The following is a 21604-nucleotide window of genomic DNA, read 5'->3' on the forward strand; positions in this document are numbered from 1 at the left end:
CCCGGTCATCGACCGGAGAACGGACCACCGGAGCGGGATTCACGAACTCCTCCGTTCGAACAAGAAAGCAGCACTACTGTGACGCGCACTTTCACCCCCAAGGCCGCAGAGGTCACGCGCGAGTGGGTCGTTATCGACGCCACCGACGTCGTCCTCGGCCGCCTGGCCTCGCACGCGGCGGTCCTCCTCCGCGGCAAGCACAAGGCGACCTTCGCCAACCACATCGATTCGGGTGACTTCGTCATCGTGATCAACGCCGAGAAGGTGGCGCTCACGGGTCAGAAGCTCCAGAAGAAGATGGCCTACCGCCACTCGGGCTACCCGGGCGGCCTGAAGTCGGTCAACTACGAGGAGCTCCTCGAGAAGAACCCCGTCCGCGCGGTCGAGAAGGCCATCCGCGGCATGCTGCCCAAGAACAGCCTCGGCGCGGCGCAGCTCAAGAAGCTCAAGGTCTACCGCGGCGCCGAGCACCCCCACGGTGCCCAGCAGCCCACCGCGTACACCTTCGACCAGGTCGCCCAGTAAGCGCCGCCGGATAAGGACGAAACAGTGTCGAACATCGACTCCACCACCTTCAGCACCGAGACGCCGGCCGAGCAGTCCGTCGTCGCGGCCGAGCGGCCCGTTCTGTCGGTCCCCGGCGCAGCCGTCGGCCGTCGCAAGCAGGCCATCGCCCGCGTGCGTCTGGTTCCCGGCTCGGGCACGATCACGGTCAACGGCCGCACGATCGAGGACTACTTCCCGAACAAGCTCCACCAGCAGCTCATCAACGACCCGTTCACGGTGCTCGAGCTCGCCGGCGCGTACGACGTGATCGCCCGTATCTCCGGCGGTGGCCCCTCGGGTCAGGCCGGTGCGCTGCGCCTCGGCATCGCCCGTGCGCTCAACGAGATCGACGTCGAGAACAACCGCCCGGGTCTGAAGAAGGCCGGCTTCCTCTCTCGCGACGCTCGCGTCAAGGAGCGCAAGAAGGCCGGTCTCAAGAAGGCCCGCAAGGCGCCTCAGTACTCCAAGCGCTGAGTTCGACGTTCCGGATGCCTCTTTTCGGCACGGACGGGGTGCGGGGGCTGGCCAACGGCCTCCTCACCGCCGAACTCGCGCTGCACCTGGCCCAGGCGACCGCGGTCGTCCTGGGCCAGGGTCGTTCCGCGGAGGCGCGCATCGCCGAAGGGCGTCGCCTCTCGGCTGTCGTCGCACGCGATCCGCGTGTCTCGGGGGAGTTCCTCTCGGCCGCGGTCTCCGCGGGTCTGGCTTCGTCGGGCGTCGACGTGTTCGACGCGGGCGTGATTCCCACCCCGGCAACGGCGTTCCTCATCGCTGACACCGATGCCGACTTCGGCGTCATGGTCTCGGCCTCGCACAACCCCGCCCCGGACAACGGGATCAAGATCTTCGCCCGGGGCGGCACGAAGCTCCCCGACATCGTCGAGGAACGCATCGAGCGCGCTCTCGAGGGGGAGCGCCTGCAGCCCACAGGTGCCGGCGTCGGCCGCATCCGACGCTTCGCCGACGCCGAAGACCGGTACGTCGTGCACCTTCTCGGTTCGCTCCCGCACCGGCTCGACGGCATCCATGTCGTTCTGGACTGCGCCCACGGCGCAGCGGCGGGCGTCTCGCCGGAGACCTTCCGCGATGCCGGAGCGACGGTGACCGTCATCGGTGCCGAGCCGGACGGGCTCAACATCAACGACGGCGTCGGGTCCACGCATCTCGACGTCCTCGCCGAGGCGGTCGTCCGTCTGGGCGCCGACGTGGGGATCGCGCACGACGGCGACGCCGACCGCTGCCTCGCTGTGGACGCGCAGGGCACCATCGTCGACGGCGACCAGATCATGGCGATCCTCGCCGTGGCGATGAAAGAGCGCGGCGCCCTCGCCCACGACACCCTCGTTGCGACGGTGATGAGCAACCTGGGCCTGCATCGTGCGATGGCCGAGTACGGCATCCAGGTGAAGCAGACCGGCGTCGGAGATCGATACGTGCTCGAGGCGATGAACGAGGGCGGCTACTCGCTGGGAGGCGAGCAGTCCGGACACGTCATCATGAGCGACTTCGCCACCACCGGCGACGGGCTGCTGACCGGGCTGCACCTCGTCGCTGAGATGGCGCGGCAGAAGAAGACGATGGCAGAGCTGGCCGCGATCATGACGGTCTACCCGCAGGTGCTCGTCAACGTCCGCGGCGTCGATCGGGACGGGGTCGGGGACGCGGTCGTGCAGGAGGCGGTCGCTGCGGCCACGGCCGAGCTCGGCGATTCCGGCCGGGTGCTGCTGCGCGCCTCGGGCACCGAGCCGCTCGTGCGGGTGATGGTCGAGGCCGCGTCCGAGGACGTCGCTCGCGCCCACGCCGACCGCCTCGCCGGCGTCGTCCGCGAGCGTCTGTCTCTCTGACCCGCGCGCGAGTCGCCAGCTTTGTCGCCTGCCCATCGCCCGAGGCGACGAAAGGTGGCGAATCGCGCTCAGTAGGCGAGGGACTCGATGTACCGCAGAAGGACGCCTTCGCGCAGCGCCCAGGGCGAGACCTCGAGCTCGTCGACGTCCATCGCCTTCATCGCGCGCTCGACGACGACCGCGGCAGCGACGATCTGGAACGTGCGGTCGGCGGTGATCCCGGGGAGCGCCTCGCGCGCGTCGGCGGGGATCCGTGCGAGCCGCGGGATCCAGTCCTTCAGCTCCTTGCGCGGGAGCACCATGCGGTCGATCCCCGACCATCCGGGCACGGGGTATCCGGCGAGCTTCGCGAGCGAGCGGATCGCCTTGGACGAACCGATGACGTGATCCGGCCGCGGGAGAGCGGCGAACCGCTCCGCGACGGGGGCGAGAACGGATGCCGCGTGCCGACGCAGCGCGTCGATCTCGTCCTCGCTCGGTGGATCGTGGGGGAGGAACTGCACGGTCGAGCGGCCGGCGCCCAGCGGCACCGATTCGGCGAGCTCGGGCAGTTCGTCGGCGCCGCCGGCGATCTCGAGCGACCCGCCGCCGATGTCGAACAGCAGGATCTGCCCGGCCGACCACCCGAACCACCGGCGCACGGCGAGGTAGGTGTACCGTGCCTCGGTCTCACCGCCGAGCACCTGGAGAGGCTGGCCGAGCACCTCCTCGATCCGCGCGATCACGTCGTCGCCGTTCGCGGCCTCGCGCACGGCCGAGGTGGCGGTGGCGAGGAGTTCGTCGACACCCTCGGCGCGAGCCGTCTCGCAGGCCTGGGTCACGGCATCCACGAGCCCCCGCACGCCCTCGGCGGAGATCGAGCCGTCGGGCTCGAGGTAGCGCATGAGCCGCAGCACCGAGCGGTGCGAGGTCGTCGCGGTCGGCCGTCCCCCGGCGCGCGCGTTCGCGACCAGCAGGTGGACGGTGTTGGATCCGATGTCGAGTACCCCGAGTCGCACGCTCCGAGCGTAGTGCGAGCCCGCGGGTAGCATGGGCGGGTGTCCGCCGCCGAGACCGCCGCTCCCGCACCGTCGCTGAGCCCGTATCGCCAGATCGACCGCGCCGACTGGGCCCGGATGGCCGGCGGTATCGAGCAGCCGCTCACCGAGACCGAGGTCGTGCAGTTGCGCGGGATCGGGGATCGCCTCGACCTGCGCGAGGTGTCCGAGGTCTATCTGCCGCTGAGCCGGCTCCTCAGCCTCTATGCTCGGGCCACTCGTCGCCTCGGTGCCGACACCAGCGCGTTCCTGGGCGAGTCGGATGTGACGACCCCCTTCGTCATCGGGGTCGCCGGGTCGGTGGCGGTCGGGAAATCGACGATCGCGCGCCTGCTGCGCGAACTCATGAGTCGCTGGCCCGACACCCCGCGGGTGGAACTGGTGACCACCGACGGCTTCCTCTACCCCAACGCCGAACTCGAGCGCCGCGGGATCATGCACCGCAAGGGCTTCCCCGAGTCCTACGACCGGCGCGCGCTCGTGGAGTTCCTCAGCGAAGTGAAGTCGGGCGCCGAAGAGGTGCGCGCCCCGTTCTACTCGCACGTGCGGTACGACATCATGCCGGACGCCCACGTCACCGTGCACCGACCCGACGTCGTCATCGTCGAGGGGCTCAACGTCCTCCAGCCGCCGCCCACGCCGAACGACGTCGCGGTCAGCGACCTGTTCGACTTCTCGATCTACGTCGACGCCGACGCATCGCACATCGAACGCTGGTACGTGGATCGCTTCCTCGCCCTGCGCGACAACGCCTTCACCAACCCCACGTCGTTCTTCCGCGTGTTCGCCGACATCAGCGACGAGGAGGCCGTCGCGCGCGCGCTGGGGTTCTGGCGCGACATCAACCTCCCCAACCTCGAAGAGAACGTGCTGCCCACGCGCCACCGGGCCAAGCTCGTCCTGCAGAAGGGCGCCGACCACACGGTCGAATCGGTGCTGCTGCGCAAGCTCTGAGGCGCGCCCGCGGCATCGGCATCCCCTCAGCCCCGGCCCCGTAGACTCGGAGGCTATGTGCGGAATCATCGGATACGTGGGTCCTCGGCAGAGCCAGGACATCCTGCTGGCGGGGCTGTCGCGGCTGGAGTACCGGGGCTACGACTCCGCGGGCATCGCCGTGATCGACGCCGACGGGGGTCTCGGAATGCGCAAGCGCGCCGGCAAGCTCGCCGTGCTCCGTGACGATCTCGTCGCCACGCCCCTGGCCGACGGCACGACCGGCATCGGGCACACGCGCTGGGCGACGCACGGCGGTCCGACCGACGCCAACGCGCACCCGCACCTGGCCGACGACGACAAGCTCGCCGTCATCCACAACGGCATCATCGAGAATTTCGCCGAGCTCAAGAGCGAGCTCGTGGGCGAGGGCGTGGCCTTCCGCAGCGAGACCGACACCGAGGTCGCCGCGGCGATGATCGGCCGCGAGTACGCCCGCACGGGAGACCTGGTCGCCGCATTCCGCGCCGTGGTGTCGCGCCTCGAGGGCGCGTACACGCTGCTCGCGATGCACGAGGACCACCCGGGCCTCGTCGTGGGTGCCCGTCGCAACTCGCCGCTGGTGATCGGTCTGGGCGAGGGCGAGAACTTCCTCGGCTCCGACGTCGCCGCGTTCGTCGAGCACACTCGCAATGCCCTCGCGATCGGGCAGGACGAGATCGTGGCGATCACGCCCGAGGGCGTCGAGGTCACCGACTTCTCCGGTGCTCCGGTCGACGTCGAGCCCTTCGAGGTCACGTGGGACGCTTCGGCGGCTGAGAAGGGCGGTTGGTCGTCCTTCATGGCCAAGGAGATCTCCGAAGAGCCCGAGGCCGTCGCCAACACCATCCGCGGCCGGGTCCACGAGGGCCGCGTCGAGATCCCCGAGCTCGACGGAATGGACGAGTTCCTCGCCGACATCGATCGCATCCTCGTCATCGCGTGCGGCACGGCGGCGTACGCGGGCATGGTCGGCAAGTACGCGCTCGAGACGTGGACGCGCGTCCCCGTCGATGTCGAGCTCGCGCACGAGTTCCGCTACCGCGACCCGGTGCTCTCCCCGCGCACGCTCGTCGTCTCGATCAGCCAGTCGGGCGAGACGATGGACACCCTCATGGCGGTGAAGTACGCCCGCTCGCGCGGCGCGAAGACGCTGTCGATCTGCAACACGCAGGGCGCGACGATCCCGCGCGAGTCGGATGCCATCGTCTACACGCACGCCGGCCCCGAGGTGGCCGTGGCCTCGACGAAGGCCTTCGTCGCTCAGATCACCGCGCTGTATCTGCTGGCCCTCCACGTCGGCCGCGTCCGCGGAGCGATCGACCCCGTGGTCGCGGTCGAGGCCGTCACGGAACTCGAGTCAGTGCCGGGCAAGATCGCCCGCGTGCTCGAGACCGAGCAGGCGCGGATCGGTCAGCTCGCGCACTGGATGGCCGACACCCGATCGGTGCTGTTCCTCGGCCGGAACGTCGGCTACCCGATCGCCCTCGAGGGGGCGCTCAAGCTCAAGGAGCTCGCGTACATCCACGCCGAGGGCTTCGCCGCGGGTGAACTCAAGCACGGTCCCATCGCCTTGATCGAGCCCGGTCAGCCCGTGTTCGTCGTCGTACCGTCGCCGCGCGGTTCGGGAGAGATGCACAAGAAGGTCGTCTCCAACATCGAGGAGATCCGCGCCCGCGGGGCCCGCGTCATCGCGATCGCCGAAGAGGGCGACGTCGCCGTGCTCCCCGCCGCCGACGAGGTGCTGCGCATTCCGCTCGCGGCGCCGCTGTTCGAGCCGCTCCTCGCGGTCGTCCCGCTGCACATCTTCGCGATGGGCCTCGCCGAGGCGAAGGGCCTGGACGTCGACCAGCCCCGCAACCTCGCGAAGTCGGTGACGGTCGAGTAAGACCACACTCTTCGGGGCCGGATGCCACTGGCATCCGGCCCCTTTTCGCACTCTGCCCTGCACAACTCCTGCGCGGACGGCCGGGATCGTCGCCGTGTGCCGCCCGGGCGCTGATCCCGCAGGAGTTGCGCGGTGCGGCTGGCCGGCGGCATCCCGTCTGCTCTGCGGTGTTGCGCCTGCACAACTCCTGCAGCTTCCCCCGGCAACGCGACGGCGTGGGGTCGCCAGGCGATCACGCAGGAGTTGTGCCCGCTGAAGGCGCGGCCCAATCGGCCCGCGCAATTCCGGCACGGTGCGACTGCGGGCGTCGGGCCACGTCGGCGGGATGCGCCGGCGTCGTGCGGGGTGGGGTGGCGCGACGTTCGGCGCCGTCCTCACGGCAGAATGGACAGGATGCCACGAGGGGAGGGCGCATGATCGTCGGAATCGGCGTCGACCTGGTCGACGTGCCGCGTTTCGAGCAGCAGCTCGCGCGGACGCCGCGCCTGCTCGCCCGGCTCTTCGCTCCCGCCGAGCGTCTGCTCAAGCCCCGGTCGCTGGCCGCCCGCTACGCGGCCAAGGAAGCCCTGATCAAGGCGCTCGGCGGCTCGGACGGTGTGTACTGGACCGACATCGAGGTGACGCCCGAGCCCTCGGGACGCCCGACGTTCACGCTGAGCGGCGAGACCGCCACCACGGTGGCCGCACGCGGAATCACGGCGCTGCACCTGTCGATGTCGCACGACGCGGCTCTGGCGACGGCCTACGTCATCGCCGAGGCCCGCACCGTCGATACGGAACCCGCCCGAGAGGACCGCGCATGAGGATGGCATCCGGAGTTCTCCGCGAGGCGCTGATCGACGTCGATGCGATCGCCGAGAACGTGCGGCACCTGCGCCGACTCACGGGCGTCGAGGTCATCGCGGTCGTGAAGGCCGAGGGGTACGGGCACGGGGCGCACCGCGCGGCCCTCGCTGCCTTGCGCGGGGGCGCGACCCGCATCGGCGTCTCGGACATCGATGAGGCGCTGGCGCTCCGGCGGCGCGGCATCCGTGCCCCGATCTTCGCGTGGCTGCACGCCCCGGGCGCCTCGTTCGTCGAGGCCGTGCGCGACGACATCGAGCTGGGGATCTCCGACATCGATCAACTGCTGCGCGCCGGCGAGGCGGCCCAGGGCGATCGCCCCGCGGCGGTGCATCTGAAGATCGAGACGGGCCTGTCGCGCAACGGGATCGCTCCGGACGCCTGGAGCACGGTGTTCGCGGAGGCCGCACGGCTCGAGCGCATCGGACGCCTGCGCGTGGTGGGCCTCTTCTCGCATCTGTCGAACACGAGCGACGACGACGACCGCGCGGCCCTCGCCCGATTCGAGGAGGGCGTGCTGCTCGCCGCGGCTGCCGGGCTGAACCCCCCGCTGCGGCACATCGCGGCGACCCACGCTGCGATCGCCCTGCCCGAAGCGCGTCTCGACTGCGTGCGCATCGGCATCGGTATCTACGGTGTCTCGCCGTTCGAGGACCGCACGCCCGCCGACCTCGGGTTGCGCCCGGCGATGACGCTGCGCGGCGCCGTGGCTGCGGTTCGTCGCGTGCCGGCGGGAACCGGCGTCTCGTACGGCTACGCGTACCGCACCGAGCGCGATACGACACTCGCCCTGGTTCCCCTCGGCTACGCCGACGGGGTGCCGCGACACGCGTCCGGTCGCGGTCCGGTGTCGATCGACGGCCGCCGATTCACCGTCGCCGGGCGCATCGCCATGGACCAGTTCGTCGTCGACGTCGGTGATCACCCCGTCGCGGTCGGCGACGAGGTCGTGCTGTTCGGTGATCCGACCCTGGGGGTGCCGTCGGCGCGCGAGTGGGCGGATGCCGCCGACACGATCGACTACGAGATCGTCACGCGGATCGGCGCGCGCGTGCCCCGACGGGAGGTCCACGCATGAGCGTCCCCGACGAGATGCTCGGGACGCGCGAGATCGCCGACCCGGCCGACATGGAAGCCCTCGGGCGTGCACTCGGGCGTGCCCTCGAGCCGGGTGACGTGGTCGTGCTCACCGGTCCGCTCGGCGCCGGCAAGACGACCCTGACCCGCGGGATCGGCGAGGGGCTCGGCATCCGGGGTCCGGTCCAGAGCCCGACGTTCGTGATCGCGCGGACGCATCCGTCGCTCGTCGGCGGCGCGCCCCTGGTGCACGTGGATGCCTATCGGCTCGGCGCCGCCGTGGAGCTCGACGACCTCGACATCGACGTGGCGCATTCGGTCGTCATCGTGGAGTGGGGGCGCGGCGTCGCCGAGTACCTCGCCGACGGCTGGTGGGAGATCGAGATCGAGCGGGAGTCCGGTGGATGCGGCGTCGACAACGCGTGCGGCGAGATCGCCCCGCACACCCTCGACCTCGACGCCGATGCGCCGCGGACCGTGACGATCTCGCGCCGATCCTGACCGTGATTCACGTGGGCTGCCGGTCCCGCTCCGGCGCCGCGCGCCGACCGGGCTGTGCCGCCCACACCTCCCGCAGGGCCCGCAGGGTCTCGTACGCCTGCTCGACGTGGGCGAAGTGCCCGCTGTCCGCGAGGACGCGTTCGCGGTAGTCCGTGATCCGTCGGCGGGCCTCGCGCGAGTCGTGACGTCCCGCGAACACGTCGTGGCGACCGCGCACGGCCCGCACCGGCGCCGTGATCCGCCGCCACGCATCATCGTCGTGCGTGCGGGCGGCACGCGCGGCGGCGAGGAAGGCGGCCGGGCGGATCTCGTCGGCCAGCGCATCCGAGACGGAACGGTCGACGCGATCGGGGTGGCGGAACAGCGGGCGGGAGAGAACCCGCAGCAGTCCGGTTCGGCGCAGCCCCCGCAGCAACGGACGCGACAGCGGGCCGAGGCCGCGCAGGATCGCCATGGCCGCCACCATGCCGGCGAAGGCCGGGAGCCGCGCACCGCCCGCGAGTGGGCGGCGGGCGACCGCGCGCACCGCCGCGCCCGTGGGCGAGACCAGGCCCACGGCGACCGTCTGCGCCGGGAACCGGGCGGCGACGTCGAGGGCGACCACGGCGCCCAGCGAGTGCCCCACGATCCGCCACCGGGGGTATCCGAGGGCGCGAGCCGCCGCGGCCACGGCATCGGCGACATCCGGCGGCGACGGCACGGCGCCCCGTGACTCACCCCAGCCGGGAAGGTCGATCGCGATGACGTCGTCGACGGGGATGCCGAGTCGGTCGGCCGCGGTCAGCAGCGGCGTCCACGTCGTCCACGACCCGGCGGCACCGTGCAGCAGGAGGGTGGCCACGGCCCCCTCGGTGCGCCGACCGGCGTGCACGACGACCGGTCCGACGGCCGTGGGCACCACCAGTCGGTGCAGTCCTCGTTCCATACCCCTCATTCGGAGCCGAGGCGTCCCTCGGATGCCTGCGCAACTCCGGCACTTCCGGGGGTCTGAGACCGCCGATCCTCGGGGCTGCCCCTTTTGCCGGAGTTGTGCACCCCGCCGGGCGGTGGCCGGATGCGGGCGCGAGGCAGCCATCCGGCCAGCGGGCGACACCCCTGTCGGACGCCCCGGATACCCTGGAGCCGTGATCCTCGGCATCGACACCTCCCTCGGCACGGCAGTGGCGGCGATCGCGCGCGACGGCGAAGTGCTCGCCGACGAGCAGAGCGCGAACCCCCTCGGGCACGCCGAGGTGATCGGTGACCTCCTGCGTCGAGCCGCCACCGCCGCCCCGGCGCCCTCTCACGTCGCCATCGGCATGGGGCCCGGTCCCTTCACGGGGCTGCGCGTGGGGATTGCGACGGCTCGCGCCTACGCCTTGGGGCGTGGCATCCCCGTCGTCCCCGTGCCGAGCCATGACGGCGTCGCGCTGGGCGTGCTCCTCGCCGACGCGCTCACCGGTGCCGACACCCCGCGCTTCGCGGTCGTCACCGACGCCCGCCGCAGAGAGTTCGCCTACAGCGTCTACGACGGCCTCGACGACGACGGCCTGCCGGTGCGGATCGCGGATGCCGCCCTCAGCCCCCGCGACGACCTCGACGCGCGTCTGGCCGAGGCCGGTGCCGTCCGGTACGACGCGACGAGCGTCTCCGCCGCGATGATCGCGCTCGTCGCGGCACGCGCGCTCGACGCGGGTCGAACCCTCGCCGAGGCCGAGCCGCTGTATTTGCGCAGCCCCGACGTCGTGGCCGCCCACGCCCCGAAGCGGGTGAGCTGATGACGACGCGCGCCGCCACCGCGGCCGACCTCGACGCGATCATGGCGCTCGAGCACGCCTCGTTCCCCACCGACGCGTGGAGCCCCGCGATGATGCGCGAAGAACTCGCGTCGCCGCACGGCTGGTACGTCGTGGTCGAAGAGGCCGGGCGCCTCGTCGGCTACGCGGGTCTGCGTGCCGTGCGCGGTTCACGGGATGCCGACATCCAGACGATCACGATCGCCGAGTCCGCGCGCGGGCGCGGACGGGGTCGGGCGCTGTTGAGCGAGCTCCTCGTCGAGGCCGAGCGTCGCGGCGTGCACGAGGTGTTCCTCGAGGTGCGCGCCGACAACCCGGTCGCTCAGGCGCTGTACGCCTCGGAGGGATTCGCCGAGGTCGGCCGACGCCCGCGGTACTACCAGCCCGACGACGTCGACGCGATCGTCATGCAACTCGATCTCCGCGGCTGGGCCGCGCGCCGCACTCCGGATGACGCGACGACGACCACGACCGGAAAGGGATGGTGCTGATGGACGCGCCCCTCGTGCTGGGCATCGAGACCAGCTGCGACGAGACCGGTATCGGGATCGTCCGCGGCCGGCAGCTCCTCAGCAACACGATCGCCTCGAGCATGGACGAGCACGCCCGCTACGGCGGAGTCGTGCCCGAGGTCGCCGCGCGCGCCCACCTGGAGGCGCTGCAGCCCTCGATCGACGCGGCACTCGCCGAAGCCGGCGTGGCCCTGTCCGACATCGACGCGGTGGCCGTGACGAGCGGCCCCGGGCTCGCCGGCGCGCTCATGGTCGGCGTGGGGGCCGCGAAAGGTCTCGCCGTCGCCCTCGACAAGCCGCTCTATGCCGTGAACCACCTCGTCGGCCACATCGCGGCCGACATCCTCGACGCCGACGCGGGGGAGCTGGAGTACCCGACCGTCGCGCTGCTGGTGAGCGGCGGGCACACCTCCCTGCTGCTCGTGCGCGATCTCACCAGCGACGTCGAACTCCTCGGCGAGACGATGGATGACGCCGCGGGGGAGGCGTTCGACAAGGTCGCGCGCCTGTTGAAGCTGCCGTACCCCGGCGGCCCCGAGATCGATCGCGCCGCCGCCGACGGTGACCCCACCGCCATCCGCTTCCCGCGCGGGCTCTCGCGGGCGTCCGACATGGCCTCCCACCGGTACGACTTCTCGTTCTCGGGCCTGAAGACCGCCGTCGCCCGGTGGGTCGAGCAGCACGAGGCGGCGGGAGAGCCGGTGCCGGTGGCCGATGTGGCCGCGTCGTTCCGCGAGGCCGTCGTCGACGTGCTCGTCACCAAGGCACTGGACGCGTGCGAGCGGTTCGGGGTGCCCCGACTGCTCCTGGGCGGCGGGGTCATCGCCAACAAGCGCTTGCGTGACGTCGCCCTCGAACGCGCAGCCGCCGCAGGCGTCGCCGTGCGCATCCCGCCGCTGCGGCTCTGCACCGACAACGGCGCGATGATCGCCGCGCTCGCCGCCGAGCTCATCGCGTCGGGCTGTCGCCCGTCGACCCTGGCCTTCGGTGCCGACTCCACGCTCCCGGTCACCGAGATCCAGGTCGCCGAGGACCCGGATGCCACGGCCCCCGGCGCGGCGCTCGGACCGACCGCGGTGCGGGTGAGCACGTGAGCGCCCCGACGCCGCCGAGCCGCCGTGCCCGCAAGGCGGCGCAGGACGCGGCATTCGCTCCAGCCGGGGCCGGGGCCGGGGCCGGGGTGGGCGGGCCGACGGCCGCGGAGCAGATCGCCGCGGGCGACGCCTTCGACGACGAGCGCCTCCCGACGGCGCAACTGGAACGGGCCGCCTTCGGCGAGCACGTCCTGCCGTGGAGTCCGCCGGTGCCGACCGCCCCGCCCTCGGTCGCGCCGTGGGCCTTGGCGCTCGCCGTCGCGGCGCTGGTCGCCTCGCTGTTCGCGGGGGTGCTGCTGCCGCTCGGCGTCGTCGCGATCGTCTCCTCGATCATCTCGCTGCGCCGCGCGCACGACAGCCGCCGGGTGGCGGTGTGGGCTCTCGTGCTCGCCGTCGTGTCGGTGGTCTTCAGCGCCGGGTGGCTGTTCTGGGCGCTGCCGCAGCTCTCGACGATCTAGACCCGCAGCGCGGACAGCATGTCGGCGACGATGTCCCGGATGCCGGGGTGCTCGCCGGTGCGTCCGACCCGGAGACCGGTCGCGGGGCCGGGCACGGTGTGGCCGCCGCCGTGGACGACGTGCAGCGTGACGGGCGGTCGACCCTCCTGGCGGTAGCGGATCGTCTCGATCGGGGTGCTCCCGGGTCCGGCGCCGTGGCTCTCGGGGGTCTCGGTGATTCCGTTGCGCTGCGCGAAGTACTCGGCGGTCGCCGTCACCGAGAGCGTCGTCCCGTCGATCGCGAAGAGCTTCCGTGCCCACCACGGCATCCGTCCGCCGTCGAACGGCACGATCGGGTCGGAGGTGCCCGCCACGATCGTCACGGGTACGGGGTGGGCGGTGGACGTCGAGAACCCGGCGAGGAAATTCTCCCGCTCCGGCATGGTGGCCGCGACGACGACGCCACCCGCGAGTAGTCCCTCCGCTTCGTGCAGCAATCGGAGGATCATCTGGCCGCCGTTGGAGAAGCCGACGCCGACGACCGCCGAGGTGTCGATGCCGTGGGTCGCGGCGAGGGAGCGGACGACCTCTCGGGCGAAGGCAATGTCGTCGATCCCGTGCCGCCTGGCGGGGAAGGTGCTCTGCGCGCGGGCGTCGTTCCAATTGCCCCGATATCCGTCGAGGTACGCGATCACCGCGCGTCCCTCGTCGGTGAGCCCGTCCAGGGCGCGGCCGGTGAACCGGCGGTGGCCCTCGCCGTCTTGCCTCGATCCGTGGAAGACCAGCACGAGCGGTCGGTTCGGTGGTCCCTCCGGCGCGCCCGCCACGACGAAGGTCCGGGTGCGCCTCGCCGCCGGGATGTGCTCGCTCATGGTTCCCTCCTGCCGTAGCGCACCGTGGGCCGCGGCGTCAGCGAGCGTATAGATTGACATCGTGTCAAGGTCAAGGGGGAAGCGATGAGGATCGGCGAGGTCAGCGCCCGCAGCGGCGTGAGTGCGCGTTCCCTGCGGTACTACGAGCAGCTGGGCCTGATCGGGTCGGAGCGCGAGCCCAATGGCTACCGTCGCTACGACGACTCCGTCGTCGACCGGGCGATCGTCATCCAGATGCTCTTCGGGATGGATTTTCCCCGCGAGGTCGTGACGTCGGTGCTCGCCTGCACCGGGGAGGCCCCGGCCGCCGCGCACGACGCGCTCGTGGTGCAGCTCGCGCGGGTGCGGGACGACCTGTCGGAGCGCATCCGGACACTGACGGCGACGAGAGACCGGGTCGACGACTTCCTCGCGACCCGCGGAGACGCCGCGGCCCCGGCCTGATCGCGGCCTCGGCGAGCGGGCTCAGTCCACGCGGTCGGCGAGGAGCGCGCGTCTCCGACCCGCGATGCGCGTCAACAGGAGCGTCGCGGAGTCCTCCCCGCGCAGCGCCAGGCGCGTCCGCAGGGTCGCGGGATCGACGTCGACCCCGCGCTTCTTGATCTCCAGTGTTCCGATGCCGCGCTCGCGCAACGCCCGGGCCAGCTTCTTCGTGTCGGTCGGCAGTTCCTCGCGCACGCGGAACGACGACACGAACGGGCTCGTGAGGGCCGCGTCCGAGGTCAGGTACGCGATGCCGGGGGCCAGCATTCCCGCCTCGAGCGAGCGAGCCACCTCGCCGATCAGCCGCGCCCGGATGACGGCACCGTCGGGCTCGTGCACGAAGGCGCCGAGTTCGCGGGGTTCGGCGTCGGGGGCGTCGGCCGGGGCGGTGAGCTCCCACGCGTCGTCGCCGCGGACGACCAGAGCGGCGCGGCGCACGCCCTCGCGGGCGAGGCTCCCCGACCACAGGACCAGCTCGATCGTGGACCCGTCCGCACTGATCCACTGCGCCTCGACGTCGTCCGGGATCAACTCCCGGTCGAACGCCGGTCCGAGCTTCACCCCGCCGGGCCACCGCCGCAGCAGCGAGAACACCCAGTCCAGCGACGGCGACCACTGGTCGGCCGACACGCGCCGCGTTTCGCCGTGCCCCGCCGTGCGCCGCGCGGGGTCGAGCCACACGGCATCCACTCCGTCGAGGTCGGCGTCCTCCGCGCGCCCGTGAGCCACGGTGACGGCGTCGCCGAAGGGCGCGAGGTTGTACGCGGCGATCGCGGCCGTGACCTCGTCGGCGTCGACGGCGTGCACCCGGATGCCGAGCCCGGCGAGGCCCAGAGCATCGCCGCCGATCCCGCAGCCGAGGTCGGCCACCGACGTGACGCCCGCGGCACGGAAGCGTCCCGCGTGCCGCGCGGCGATGGACAGTCGCGTGGCCTGCTCGAGCCCCGCGCGGGTGAACAGCATCCGGTCGGCGAACGGGCCGAACTTCGCCGCCGCGCGCACGCGCAGTCGTGCCTGGCCGACGACGGCGGCGACGAGTTCGGGGGAGTGCCCGGCCGCCCGCAGGCGCGAAACGGCGCGGGCGGCATCGTCGGTGGTGGCGATCGGTCCGACCTCATCGAGCAGAGTCAGGCCACCGGGCGTGAGCAGCGCGGTCAGCTCGGCGATCTCCACCCGGCCAGCCTAAGCGCGGAATGTGTTGGCACTCGCGTTGCATGAGTGCCAGTGCTTCTCTACACTCGAATTAGCACTCTCCCCGCGTGAGTGCTGACAAGTCTTCTGTAACGAGAAAGAAGAGGTAGACCGTGTCGGTTTCCATCAAGCCGCTCGAGGACCGCATCGTCATCAAGCAGGTCGAGGCTGAGCAGACCACGGCGAGTGGTCTCGTCATCCCCGACACCGCCAAGGAGAAGCCGCAGGAGGGCGAAGTCGTCGCCGTCGGCCCCGGCCGCATCGACGACAACGGCAACCGTGTCCCCCTCGACGTCGCCGTCGGCGACCGTGTGCTCTACAGCAAGTACGGCGGCACCGAGGTCAAGTTCGGCGCCGACGAGTACCTCGTGCTCTCGGCTCGCGACGTCCTCGCGGTGGTCGTGCGCTGATCTTTCGCGATCCTCACGGGAACCCCGGATGCCTCGGCATCCGGGGTTCCCGTCTTTGGCAGGGAATGCGCGATGACCGGCGGATCCGCGGCGGGGCGCGGGCTTAGTCTGAGGAAGTGACCCCCGCTTCGCCGCCCGCCTCGGGAGCCGTGCGTGGCGGCCTCTTCGCCCTTGCCGCCTACCTCCTGTGGGGCGTGCTGCCCCTGTACTTCCTCCAGTTGGAGCCGACCGGCCCGTGGGAAGTCGTCGCCTGGCGCATCGCGCTGTCGTTCGTGTTCTGCCTGATCCTGCTCACGGTGCTGCGCGCGTGGCGGCCGTTCCTGGCGATCGTCCGGCAGCCCCGGCTCCTGGCGCTGACGGCGGTGGCCGGTGTGCTCATCTACGTCAACTGGCAGACGTACCTCATCGGTGCGCTGACCGGTCACGTCATCGAGACGAGTCTGGGGTACTTCATCAACCCCATCGTGACCGTGCTCCTCGGCGTGACGGTGTTGCGCGAACGCCTTCGTCTCGTGCCGTGGATCGCGATCGGACTCTCGGTGGTCGCGGTCCTCGTCATCGTGGTCGGGTACGGCAGCTTCCCGTGGATCGCCCTCACCCTGGCTTTCTCCTTCGGTCTCTACGGACTCGTGAAGAAGCAGATCGGACCCTCGGTGGATGCCGTCAGCGGACTGACTCTCGAGTCCTTCTGGCTCCTCCCGGTCGCTGCCGTGCAGCTGGTCGTCGTCGCGGCGACGACGGGTCTGACGATGGGGGCCAACGGTCCGCTGCACACGAGCCTGCTCGCCGCGGCCGGAGTGATCACCGCGATCCCGCTGCTGCTCTTCGCCGCCGGGGCGCGCCGTGCTCCCCTCACCGTCATGGGGCTCATCCAGTTCGTCGCACCGATCATCCAGTTCGTCATCGGCGTGTCCGTCCTGCACGAGCCGATGACGGTCGAGCGGTGGATCGGGTTCTCGCTCGTCTGGCTCGCGCTGATCATGCTGAGCGTCGATTCGCTCGTCGCCGCGCGGCGTCGCCGTCCGCTTGTATCGGATGTCGCCGAGCCCGTCTAGAGGGCGTTATGACGCCGTGACCTCGGCGACGCACATCGTTAACGAACGGCAACACGACGAAAACGTGGAGGCGATTAGGTTTAGGACACCAGACGGCACCCCTGTGTCGTCGAACGTTCATCCATAGCAAGGAGCACTATGAGCGTCTTCACGCGTACGCGTGCCGGCAAGGCCCTGGGCGGTCTCGCCCTGGTCGGTGCCAGCGCGCTCGTCCTCGCCGGTTGCGCCGGTGGTGGCGGCGACGCCGCCGCGCCCAGCGCATCATCCGGCGGAGGCGCCGTGTCCACCGCTGACGGGGTCTTCCACGTCGGCACCATCCTGCCCGCCACCGGAAACCTCGCCTTCCTCGGCCCGCCCGAGGTCGCCGGTGTCAAGCTCGCGATCCAGGACATCGAGGCCACGGGCGACGCGTTCCCGTTCACGACGGAACTCACCGAGCGCGACTCGGGTGACACCACGACCGACATCGCCACCCAGTCGGCGACCGAGCTCGTCGACGCCGGTGCCGACGTCGTCATCGGTGCGGCGTCGTCCGGTGTGTCGTTCACCTTCATCGACCAGCTGGTCAACGCGGGCATCGTCCAGATCTCGCCGGCCAACACGTCGCCCGACTTCACCACCTACGCCGACGACGGGTACTACTGGCGTACCGCTCCCTCGGACGTCCTGCAGGGGCGCGTGCTCGGTAACCTCATGACCGGCGACGGCGCCGCCAACGTGGGGATCATCTACATCAACGACCCCTACGGCATCGGCCTGAAGGACAACGCGACCAAGGCCGTCGAGGCCGCCGGTGGCGAGGTCTCGGTCGCCGTCCCGTACAACCCGGGCGACACCGTCTTTACGTCGCAGGTCGACCAGCTCCTGGCATCCAAGCCGGACGCGATCGCCGTGATCGCGTTCGAGGAGACCTCGTCGATCATCCCGCAGCTGGTCAACACCCAGGGCTACCCGGGATCGAAGGTGTACTTCGTCGACGGCAACCTGTCCAACTCGTACGAGTTCCAGGCGGGCACGCTCCAGGGAGCCAAGGGCACCCTGCCCGGCAACCCGGCCGACACCGAGTTCCAGAGCCGACTCCTCACGGTCGACCCCGCGCTCACCGACTTCAGCTACGCGCCGGAGTCCTACGACGCGGTCATCGTCGCGGCCCTCGCCGCGGCGCAGGCCAAGGACGACTCGGGCACGGCGATCCGCGACAACCTGAAGTCGGTCACCGAGGGTGGCGAGAAGTGCACCACCTTCGCCGACTGCCTCGCGCTGATCAACGAGGGCAAGGACGTCGACTACGACGGTGTCTCGGGCCCGATCACGTTCGACGACAACGGTGACCCGACCGAGGCGTACATCGGCATCTACCAGTACGGTGCCGATAACAAGTACACCCTGCTGAACACGGAGTTCGGTTCGCTCAACGAGTGATCTGACCCGATCGGGAAGGGCCCGGATGCCACGGCATCCGGGCCCTTCTTCCTGCATCCGCCGCGTGAGGGGTCAAGATCTGTCGCCTGGGATCATCCGAAGCGACAAATTTTGACCCCTCACGCGGACGCACACGGCCGCACGCGGCGGCGGTGAACGCCAGCAGCGCGTCGGCGACCGGTTGCGGACGCGCCAGCGACAGGGTGACGTCCCTCCCGTCGAGGCGGGCGACGAGGTCGAACAGCGTGCCGACCTTGTCTTCCGCGATCGCGTGCGGGTCGCACCGACGTGGTGTCACGGCGACGCTCAGCGTCGACGGCGCGTCCCCCGACCTCACCGCTGCGCCGAGCGGCGCTTCGTCCCCGGCGGCGAAGCGCAGAAGCGGCGTGCCGCGCAGGGCCACGAGATCGAGCGCCGATGTCGAGCCGCCGTCGGCCGGAGTGATCGAGATCGTGAGGTCGGCGGTGCCGTCGCCGTGCGGAGCGACCGCCGTCGCCTCGACGTGGGCCACGGCGTCGACCGCATCCTGATCGCACTGCGTGGCGCTGAGGCGCTCCAGGACGTGCAGGGGGTCGTCGGCGGTGATGTCTACGCTTCGGGTGCCGCCGTCAGCCGCGACCTCGAGCATCACGCGGGGGCCGTCGTCTCCGGTGGTGCAGGCCACCGGGGGAAGCGGCAGGGGCAGGTCGACGACGCGGCCGGGGGCGAGCGACGTGGCGCGGCGCGCTGACCAGGCGGCGGGCTCCGACAGTGCGGCGGACGTGAGTGTGGCCGCGACCACGGTGATCGGCTGGTCCGACCCGTTGGCGAGGCGCAGCTGTGCTCGTCCCGGTGCGATGTCTCCGCGCTGCTGGATGACCGAGACGGTCAGCCCGTCCGGAACGAGGGGAGGAGGGTTCGAGGAGCACCCCGCGAGGGCGACACCCACCAGGGTGAGCGTCGCTCCCACGGGACGCGCGCGGATCAGGCCTCGGTCTCCCGTGCGTCGCGCTTGGCGTCCTCGTCGGCGGCCAGGGTTCCGAGGTACAGCTCGATGACGCGGGGGTCGGTGAGCAACTCGCGGCCGGTGCCGGTGTAGGCGTCCTTGCCCTGATCGAGCACGTAGGCCCGGTGGCAGATCTGCAGGCAGCGGCGCGCGTTCTGCTCGACCATGATGATCGTCACGCCCGCGCGATTGATCTCGGCGACCCGGAGGAACGTCTCGTCCTGGCGCACCGGTGAGAGGCCGGCGGAGGGCTCGTCGAGAAGCAGGACCGACGGGTCCATCATGAGCGCGCGACCCATCGCGACCATCTGGCGCTCGCCGCCCGAGAGCGAGCCGGCGCGTTGGCGGCGACGCTTGGCGAGTTCGGGGAACAGGCCGGTCACGAACTCGAAGCGCTCCGAGAAGACCTTGGGGCGTTGGAACAGCCCCATCTGCAGGTTCTCTTCGATCGACAGGCTCGGGAACACGTTGTTGTTCTGGGGGACCATCCCCACGCCCTTGCCGACGAGCTTGTCGGCCTTGAGAGAGGTGATGTCCTCGCCGTTGAGCAGCACGGCTCCACCGCGGATCTTGACTTGACCGAAGATGGCCTTCAGCAGCGTGGACTTTCCCGCGCCGTTGGGGCCGATGATGCCGATGAGGTCGCCCTGGTAGGCGTCGACCGAGCAGCCGTTGAGGATGTTCACCCCGGGCAGGTAGCCGGCGACGAGGTCGTCGGTGCGCAGCACCGCAGTGCGGGTGGCGGTGGCGGTCATCGGAGCTTTCCGTCCTTCTCGTCGGCGGCGATCTCGGCATCTGCCTCGGCCGCGGCCTCGGCCTCGATCGTCGCGAGCTGCGAGGTGGTCATGTCGCCGAGGTCGGTGTCGTGGTGGGCGCCGAGGTAGGCGTCGATGACGGCCTGATCGCTCATCACGGTCTCGGGCGGTCCCTCGGCGACCACCCGGCCTTCGGCCATGACGACCACCCAGTCCGAGATGTGGCGGACCATGTGCATGTCGTGCTCGACGAACAGCACAGTCATGCCTTCGCTCTTGAGGTCGAGGATGTGACCCAGCAGGCTCTGGGTGAGGGCGGGGTTCACGCCGGCCATCGGCTCGTCGAGCATGACGAGCTTCGGGTCGCTCATGAGGGCGCGAGCCATCTCGAGGAGCTTGCGCTGACCGCCCGAGAGCGACGCGGCGAAGTCTTCGCGCTTGGCATCCAGCTTGAACCGGCGCAGCAGATCGTCGGCGCGTTCGGTGTTCACCCTCTCCTGCGAGCGCCAGATCGAGGGGATCATGGCGCGGAAGATGTTCTCGCCCTTCTGCCCGCGCGCCCCGAGCAGCATGTTCTGCAGCACCGACAGGCGACCGAGCGACTTCGTCAGCTGGAAGGTGCGGACCATTCCCTTGCGGGACACCTTGAAGGCGGGGACGCCGGCGAGGTTGGACCCCTCGAAGCTCCAGCGACCGGTGTTGGGCTTGTCGAAGCCGGTGAGCAGGTTGAACAGCGTCGTCTTGCCGGCGCCGTTCGGGCCGATCAGGGCCGTGATCTGTCCGCGGGGGATCTCGAGGTGCTCGACATCGACGGCCTTGAGGCCGCCGAACTGCCGCGTGACACCGTCGGCGACGACGATCGGGTCGACCTTCGCGCAGCCGGGGCCGACCTCGCCCTTCACCAGGGGGTGGGTGACGGTCGTGTCAGACATTGAACGACAGCTCCTTCTTGTTGCCGAAGATGCCCTGCGGCCGGAAGATGACCAGGAGCATCAGCCCGATCCCGACGATGATGAAGCGCACCTGCCCGGCCTGGGTGGTGCTCATGAAGCCCAGGATGCCGACGTCCCGCAGTCCCACGATGATGCCGTTCGACAGCGACAGCAGCACCCAGAACAGTGCGGCGCCCACGATGGGTCCGAGCAGCGTCGCGGCGCCGCCCAGCAGCAGTGCGGTCCAGATGAAGAACGTCAGCGCCGTGCCGTAGTTCCCGGGCTGGACGGCCCGGGGGAGGATGAACACGACGCCGGCGAGCCCGCCCATGACGCCACCGAGCACGAGCGCCTGCATCTTGTAGGAGTACACGTTCTTGCCGAGGCTGCGCACCGCGTCCTCGTCCTCGCGGATGCCCTTCACCACGCGACCCCAGGGGCTACGCATGAGGATCCAGACGAGAAGCGTGGCGAGGATCACGAGACCCCAGCCGAACACGCGCACCCACCAGTCGTTGGCGGAATAGGTCCAGGGGCCGATTCCGTAGGTGCCCTCGGGCAGGGGGTTCAAACCCTGGAAATCGCGGTTGTAGCCGTTGAGGCCCTGCGAGCCGCCGGTGATGCTGGTCAGGCCCACCGTCGAGACGACGTAGCGCACGATCTCCGCCGCGGCGATGGTGACGATCGCGAGGTAGTCGGCGCGCAGACGCAGGGTCGGGATGCCGAGGATGAACGCGAACACCACCGAGGCGGCGATCGCGATGAGGATCGCCAGCCACACCGGGGTGCCCAGCGACAGGGTCGAGATGGCGAAGGCGTAAGCGCCGACGGCCATGAAGCCCGCTTGACCGAAGTTGAGCAGACCCGCGTAGCCGAAGTGGACGCTGAGTCCGATCGCGGCGAGGGCGTAGGCCGCGGTGGTCGGGCTGATGAGCTCGCCCGCGGCGTTGTTGAGAATCGAAAGCCAGTCCAT

Annotated in this window: 24 protein-coding genes; 16 read left to right on the top strand and 8 right to left on the bottom strand. The window is 70.7% G+C overall.

Translation table 11 applies throughout. From position 1 onward, the window contains the following. Positions 1 to 78 precede the first annotated feature (78 nt). From rplM to glmM, 3 genes are read left to right on the top strand one after another with little or no spacing between them, the layout of a single operon-like run. Positions 79 to 525, top strand: coding sequence for a 50S ribosomal protein L13 (rplM, locus tag AC3E6M_RS08720; protein WP_056226423.1), 447 nt, complete (start codon positions 79 to 81; stop codon positions 523 to 525). Positions 526 to 549: 24 nt separating this feature from the next. After that, on the top strand, positions 550 to 1020 hold the full coding sequence (gene rpsI, locus AC3E6M_RS08725; RefSeq protein ID WP_138175573.1) for a 30S ribosomal protein S9: 471 nt from the start codon (positions 550 to 552) through the stop codon (positions 1018 to 1020). A gap of 14 nt (positions 1021 to 1034) precedes the next feature. Further along, positions 1035 to 2390, top strand: coding sequence for a phosphoglucosamine mutase (gene glmM, locus AC3E6M_RS08730; protein WP_490529661.1), 1356 nt, complete (start codon positions 1035 to 1037; stop codon positions 2388 to 2390). A gap of 68 nt (positions 2391 to 2458) precedes the next feature. Here the strand turns inward: glmM and AC3E6M_RS08735 are convergent, their stop codons facing one another. Then, positions 2459 to 3388, bottom strand: coding sequence for a Ppx/GppA phosphatase family protein (locus AC3E6M_RS08735; RefSeq protein ID WP_138175577.1), 930 nt, complete (start codon positions 3386 to 3388; stop codon positions 2459 to 2461). Positions 3389 to 3427: 39 nt separating this feature from the next. Here AC3E6M_RS08735 and coaA point away from each other — a divergent pair, with 39 nt between their 5' ends. The 5 genes from coaA (at position 3428) to tsaE (ending at position 8708) form a co-directional block, all read left to right on the top strand. Continuing rightward, entirely contained in the window at positions 3428 to 4381 is a 954-nt protein-coding gene (gene coaA, locus AC3E6M_RS08740) for a type I pantothenate kinase (RefSeq protein ID WP_138175579.1), read from the top strand. Positions 4382 to 4436: 55 nt separating this feature from the next. Next, positions 4437 to 6287 carry a glutamine--fructose-6-phosphate transaminase (isomerizing) gene (glmS, locus tag AC3E6M_RS08745; RefSeq protein WP_490529662.1) on the top strand — a complete coding sequence of 617 codons (1851 nt, stop codon included), beginning with the start codon at positions 4437 to 4439 and terminating at the stop codon, positions 6285 to 6287. Positions 6288 to 6700: 413 nt separating this feature from the next. Then, a complete protein-coding gene (locus AC3E6M_RS08750; RefSeq protein WP_138175583.1) occupies positions 6701 to 7090 on the top strand; it encodes a holo-ACP synthase in 390 nt (129 codons plus the stop codon). Further along, positions 7087 to 8208, top strand: a complete 1122-nt coding sequence (gene alr / locus AC3E6M_RS08755; protein WP_171024303.1) for an alanine racemase — start codon at positions 7087 to 7089, stop codon at positions 8206 to 8208. Before AC3E6M_RS08750 ends, alr begins: the two co-directional genes overlap by 4 nt. Next, entirely contained in the window at positions 8205 to 8708 is a 504-nt protein-coding gene (tsaE, locus tag AC3E6M_RS08760) for a tRNA (adenosine(37)-N6)-threonylcarbamoyltransferase complex ATPase subunit type 1 TsaE (protein ID WP_490529663.1), read from the top strand. The genes alr and tsaE overlap by 4 nt, the downstream gene beginning before the upstream one ends. Positions 8709 to 8715: 7 nt before the next feature. On the opposite strand, the gene AC3E6M_RS08765 is transcribed toward tsaE, so the two are convergent. Continuing rightward, positions 8716 to 9633: an alpha/beta fold hydrolase gene (locus AC3E6M_RS08765; RefSeq protein WP_490529664.1), complete on the bottom strand. Its 918-nt coding sequence runs from the start codon at positions 9631 to 9633 to the stop codon at positions 8716 to 8718. Between the two features lie 199 nt (positions 9634 to 9832). Here AC3E6M_RS08765 and tsaB point away from each other — a divergent pair, with 199 nt between their 5' ends. From tsaB to AC3E6M_RS08785, 4 genes are read left to right on the top strand one after another with little or no spacing between them, the layout of a single operon-like run. Further along, the gene (tsaB, locus tag AC3E6M_RS08770; RefSeq protein ID WP_138175589.1) at positions 9833 to 10465 is read left to right on the top strand and encodes a tRNA (adenosine(37)-N6)-threonylcarbamoyltransferase complex dimerization subunit type 1 TsaB; all 633 of its coding nucleotides are present in this window, start codon (positions 9833 to 9835) and stop codon (positions 10463 to 10465) included. Beyond that, positions 10465 to 10974, top strand: coding sequence for a ribosomal protein S18-alanine N-acetyltransferase (gene rimI, locus AC3E6M_RS08775; protein WP_138175591.1), 510 nt, complete (start codon positions 10465 to 10467; stop codon positions 10972 to 10974). The genes tsaB and rimI overlap by 1 nt, the downstream gene beginning before the upstream one ends. Further along, complete coding sequence (gene tsaD / locus AC3E6M_RS08780; protein ID WP_171024304.1) at positions 10974 to 12089, top strand: tRNA (adenosine(37)-N6)-threonylcarbamoyltransferase complex transferase subunit TsaD; 1116 nt, start codon at positions 10974 to 10976, stop codon at positions 12087 to 12089. The genes rimI and tsaD overlap by 1 nt, the downstream gene beginning before the upstream one ends. Continuing rightward, the gene (locus tag AC3E6M_RS08785) at positions 12086 to 12547 is read left to right on the top strand and encodes a hypothetical protein (protein WP_394529818.1); all 462 of its coding nucleotides are present in this window, start codon (positions 12086 to 12088) and stop codon (positions 12545 to 12547) included. The genes tsaD and AC3E6M_RS08785 overlap by 4 nt, the downstream gene beginning before the upstream one ends. Here AC3E6M_RS08785 and AC3E6M_RS08790 read toward each other — a convergent pair. Then, positions 12544 to 13398 carry a CE1 family esterase gene (locus tag AC3E6M_RS08790; protein WP_490529665.1) on the bottom strand — a complete coding sequence of 285 codons (855 nt, stop codon included), beginning with the start codon at positions 13396 to 13398 and terminating at the stop codon, positions 12544 to 12546. The genes AC3E6M_RS08785 and AC3E6M_RS08790 overlap by 4 nt on opposite strands. 84 nt (positions 13399 to 13482) lie before the next feature. On the opposite strand from AC3E6M_RS08790, the gene AC3E6M_RS08795 reads away from it, so the two are divergent. Next, a complete protein-coding gene (locus AC3E6M_RS08795) occupies positions 13483 to 13842 on the top strand; it encodes a MerR family DNA-binding transcriptional regulator (protein WP_138177456.1) in 360 nt (119 codons plus the stop codon). Between the two features lie 21 nt (positions 13843 to 13863). Here AC3E6M_RS08795 and AC3E6M_RS08800 read toward each other — a convergent pair whose 3' ends face one another. Beyond that, entirely contained in the window at positions 13864 to 15054 is a 1191-nt protein-coding gene (locus AC3E6M_RS08800) for a class I SAM-dependent methyltransferase (protein WP_490529666.1), read from the bottom strand. 131 nt (positions 15055 to 15185) lie between these two features. On the opposite strand from AC3E6M_RS08800, the gene groES reads away from it, so the two are divergent. From groES to AC3E6M_RS08815, 3 genes are all read left to right on the top strand, one after another. Then, positions 15186 to 15482 (top strand): co-chaperone GroES, encoded by a 297-nt coding sequence (groES, locus tag AC3E6M_RS08805; protein ID WP_039394204.1) that lies wholly within the window; start codon positions 15186 to 15188, stop codon positions 15480 to 15482. 116 nt (positions 15483 to 15598) lie between these two features. Then, a complete protein-coding gene (gene rarD / locus AC3E6M_RS08810) occupies positions 15599 to 16537 on the top strand; it encodes an EamA family transporter RarD (RefSeq protein ID WP_138177451.1) in 939 nt (312 codons plus the stop codon). A 138-nt stretch (positions 16538 to 16675) separates the two neighbouring features. After that, complete coding sequence (locus AC3E6M_RS08815) at positions 16676 to 17959, top strand: ABC transporter substrate-binding protein (protein ID WP_138177449.1); 1284 nt, start codon at positions 16676 to 16678, stop codon at positions 17957 to 17959. On the opposite strand, the gene AC3E6M_RS08820 is transcribed toward AC3E6M_RS08815, so the two are convergent. Genes AC3E6M_RS08820 through AC3E6M_RS08835 form a run of 4 tightly spaced genes read right to left on the bottom strand, consistent with a single transcriptional unit; the run spans position 17949 to position 21604 of the window. Beyond that, the gene (locus tag AC3E6M_RS08820; RefSeq protein WP_490529667.1) at positions 17949 to 18887 is read right to left on the bottom strand and encodes a hypothetical protein; all 939 of its coding nucleotides are present in this window, start codon (positions 18885 to 18887) and stop codon (positions 17949 to 17951) included. The genes AC3E6M_RS08815 and AC3E6M_RS08820 overlap by 11 nt on opposite strands. Positions 18888 to 18922: 35 nt before the next feature. Further along, positions 18923 to 19699, bottom strand: a complete 777-nt coding sequence (locus AC3E6M_RS08825; RefSeq protein ID WP_138177445.1) for an ABC transporter ATP-binding protein — start codon at positions 19697 to 19699, stop codon at positions 18923 to 18925. Next, positions 19696 to 20631: an ABC transporter ATP-binding protein gene (locus tag AC3E6M_RS08830; protein WP_394529816.1), complete on the bottom strand. Its 936-nt coding sequence runs from the start codon at positions 20629 to 20631 to the stop codon at positions 19696 to 19698. The genes AC3E6M_RS08825 and AC3E6M_RS08830 overlap by 4 nt, the downstream gene beginning before the upstream one ends. Continuing rightward, a complete protein-coding gene (locus AC3E6M_RS08835; RefSeq protein ID WP_138177441.1) occupies positions 20624 to 21604 on the bottom strand; it encodes a branched-chain amino acid ABC transporter permease in 981 nt (326 codons plus the stop codon). Before AC3E6M_RS08835 ends, AC3E6M_RS08830 begins: the two co-directional genes overlap by 8 nt.

The organism is Microbacterium sp. SCPM-O-B-15248 (M128), from assembly GCF_058214835.1.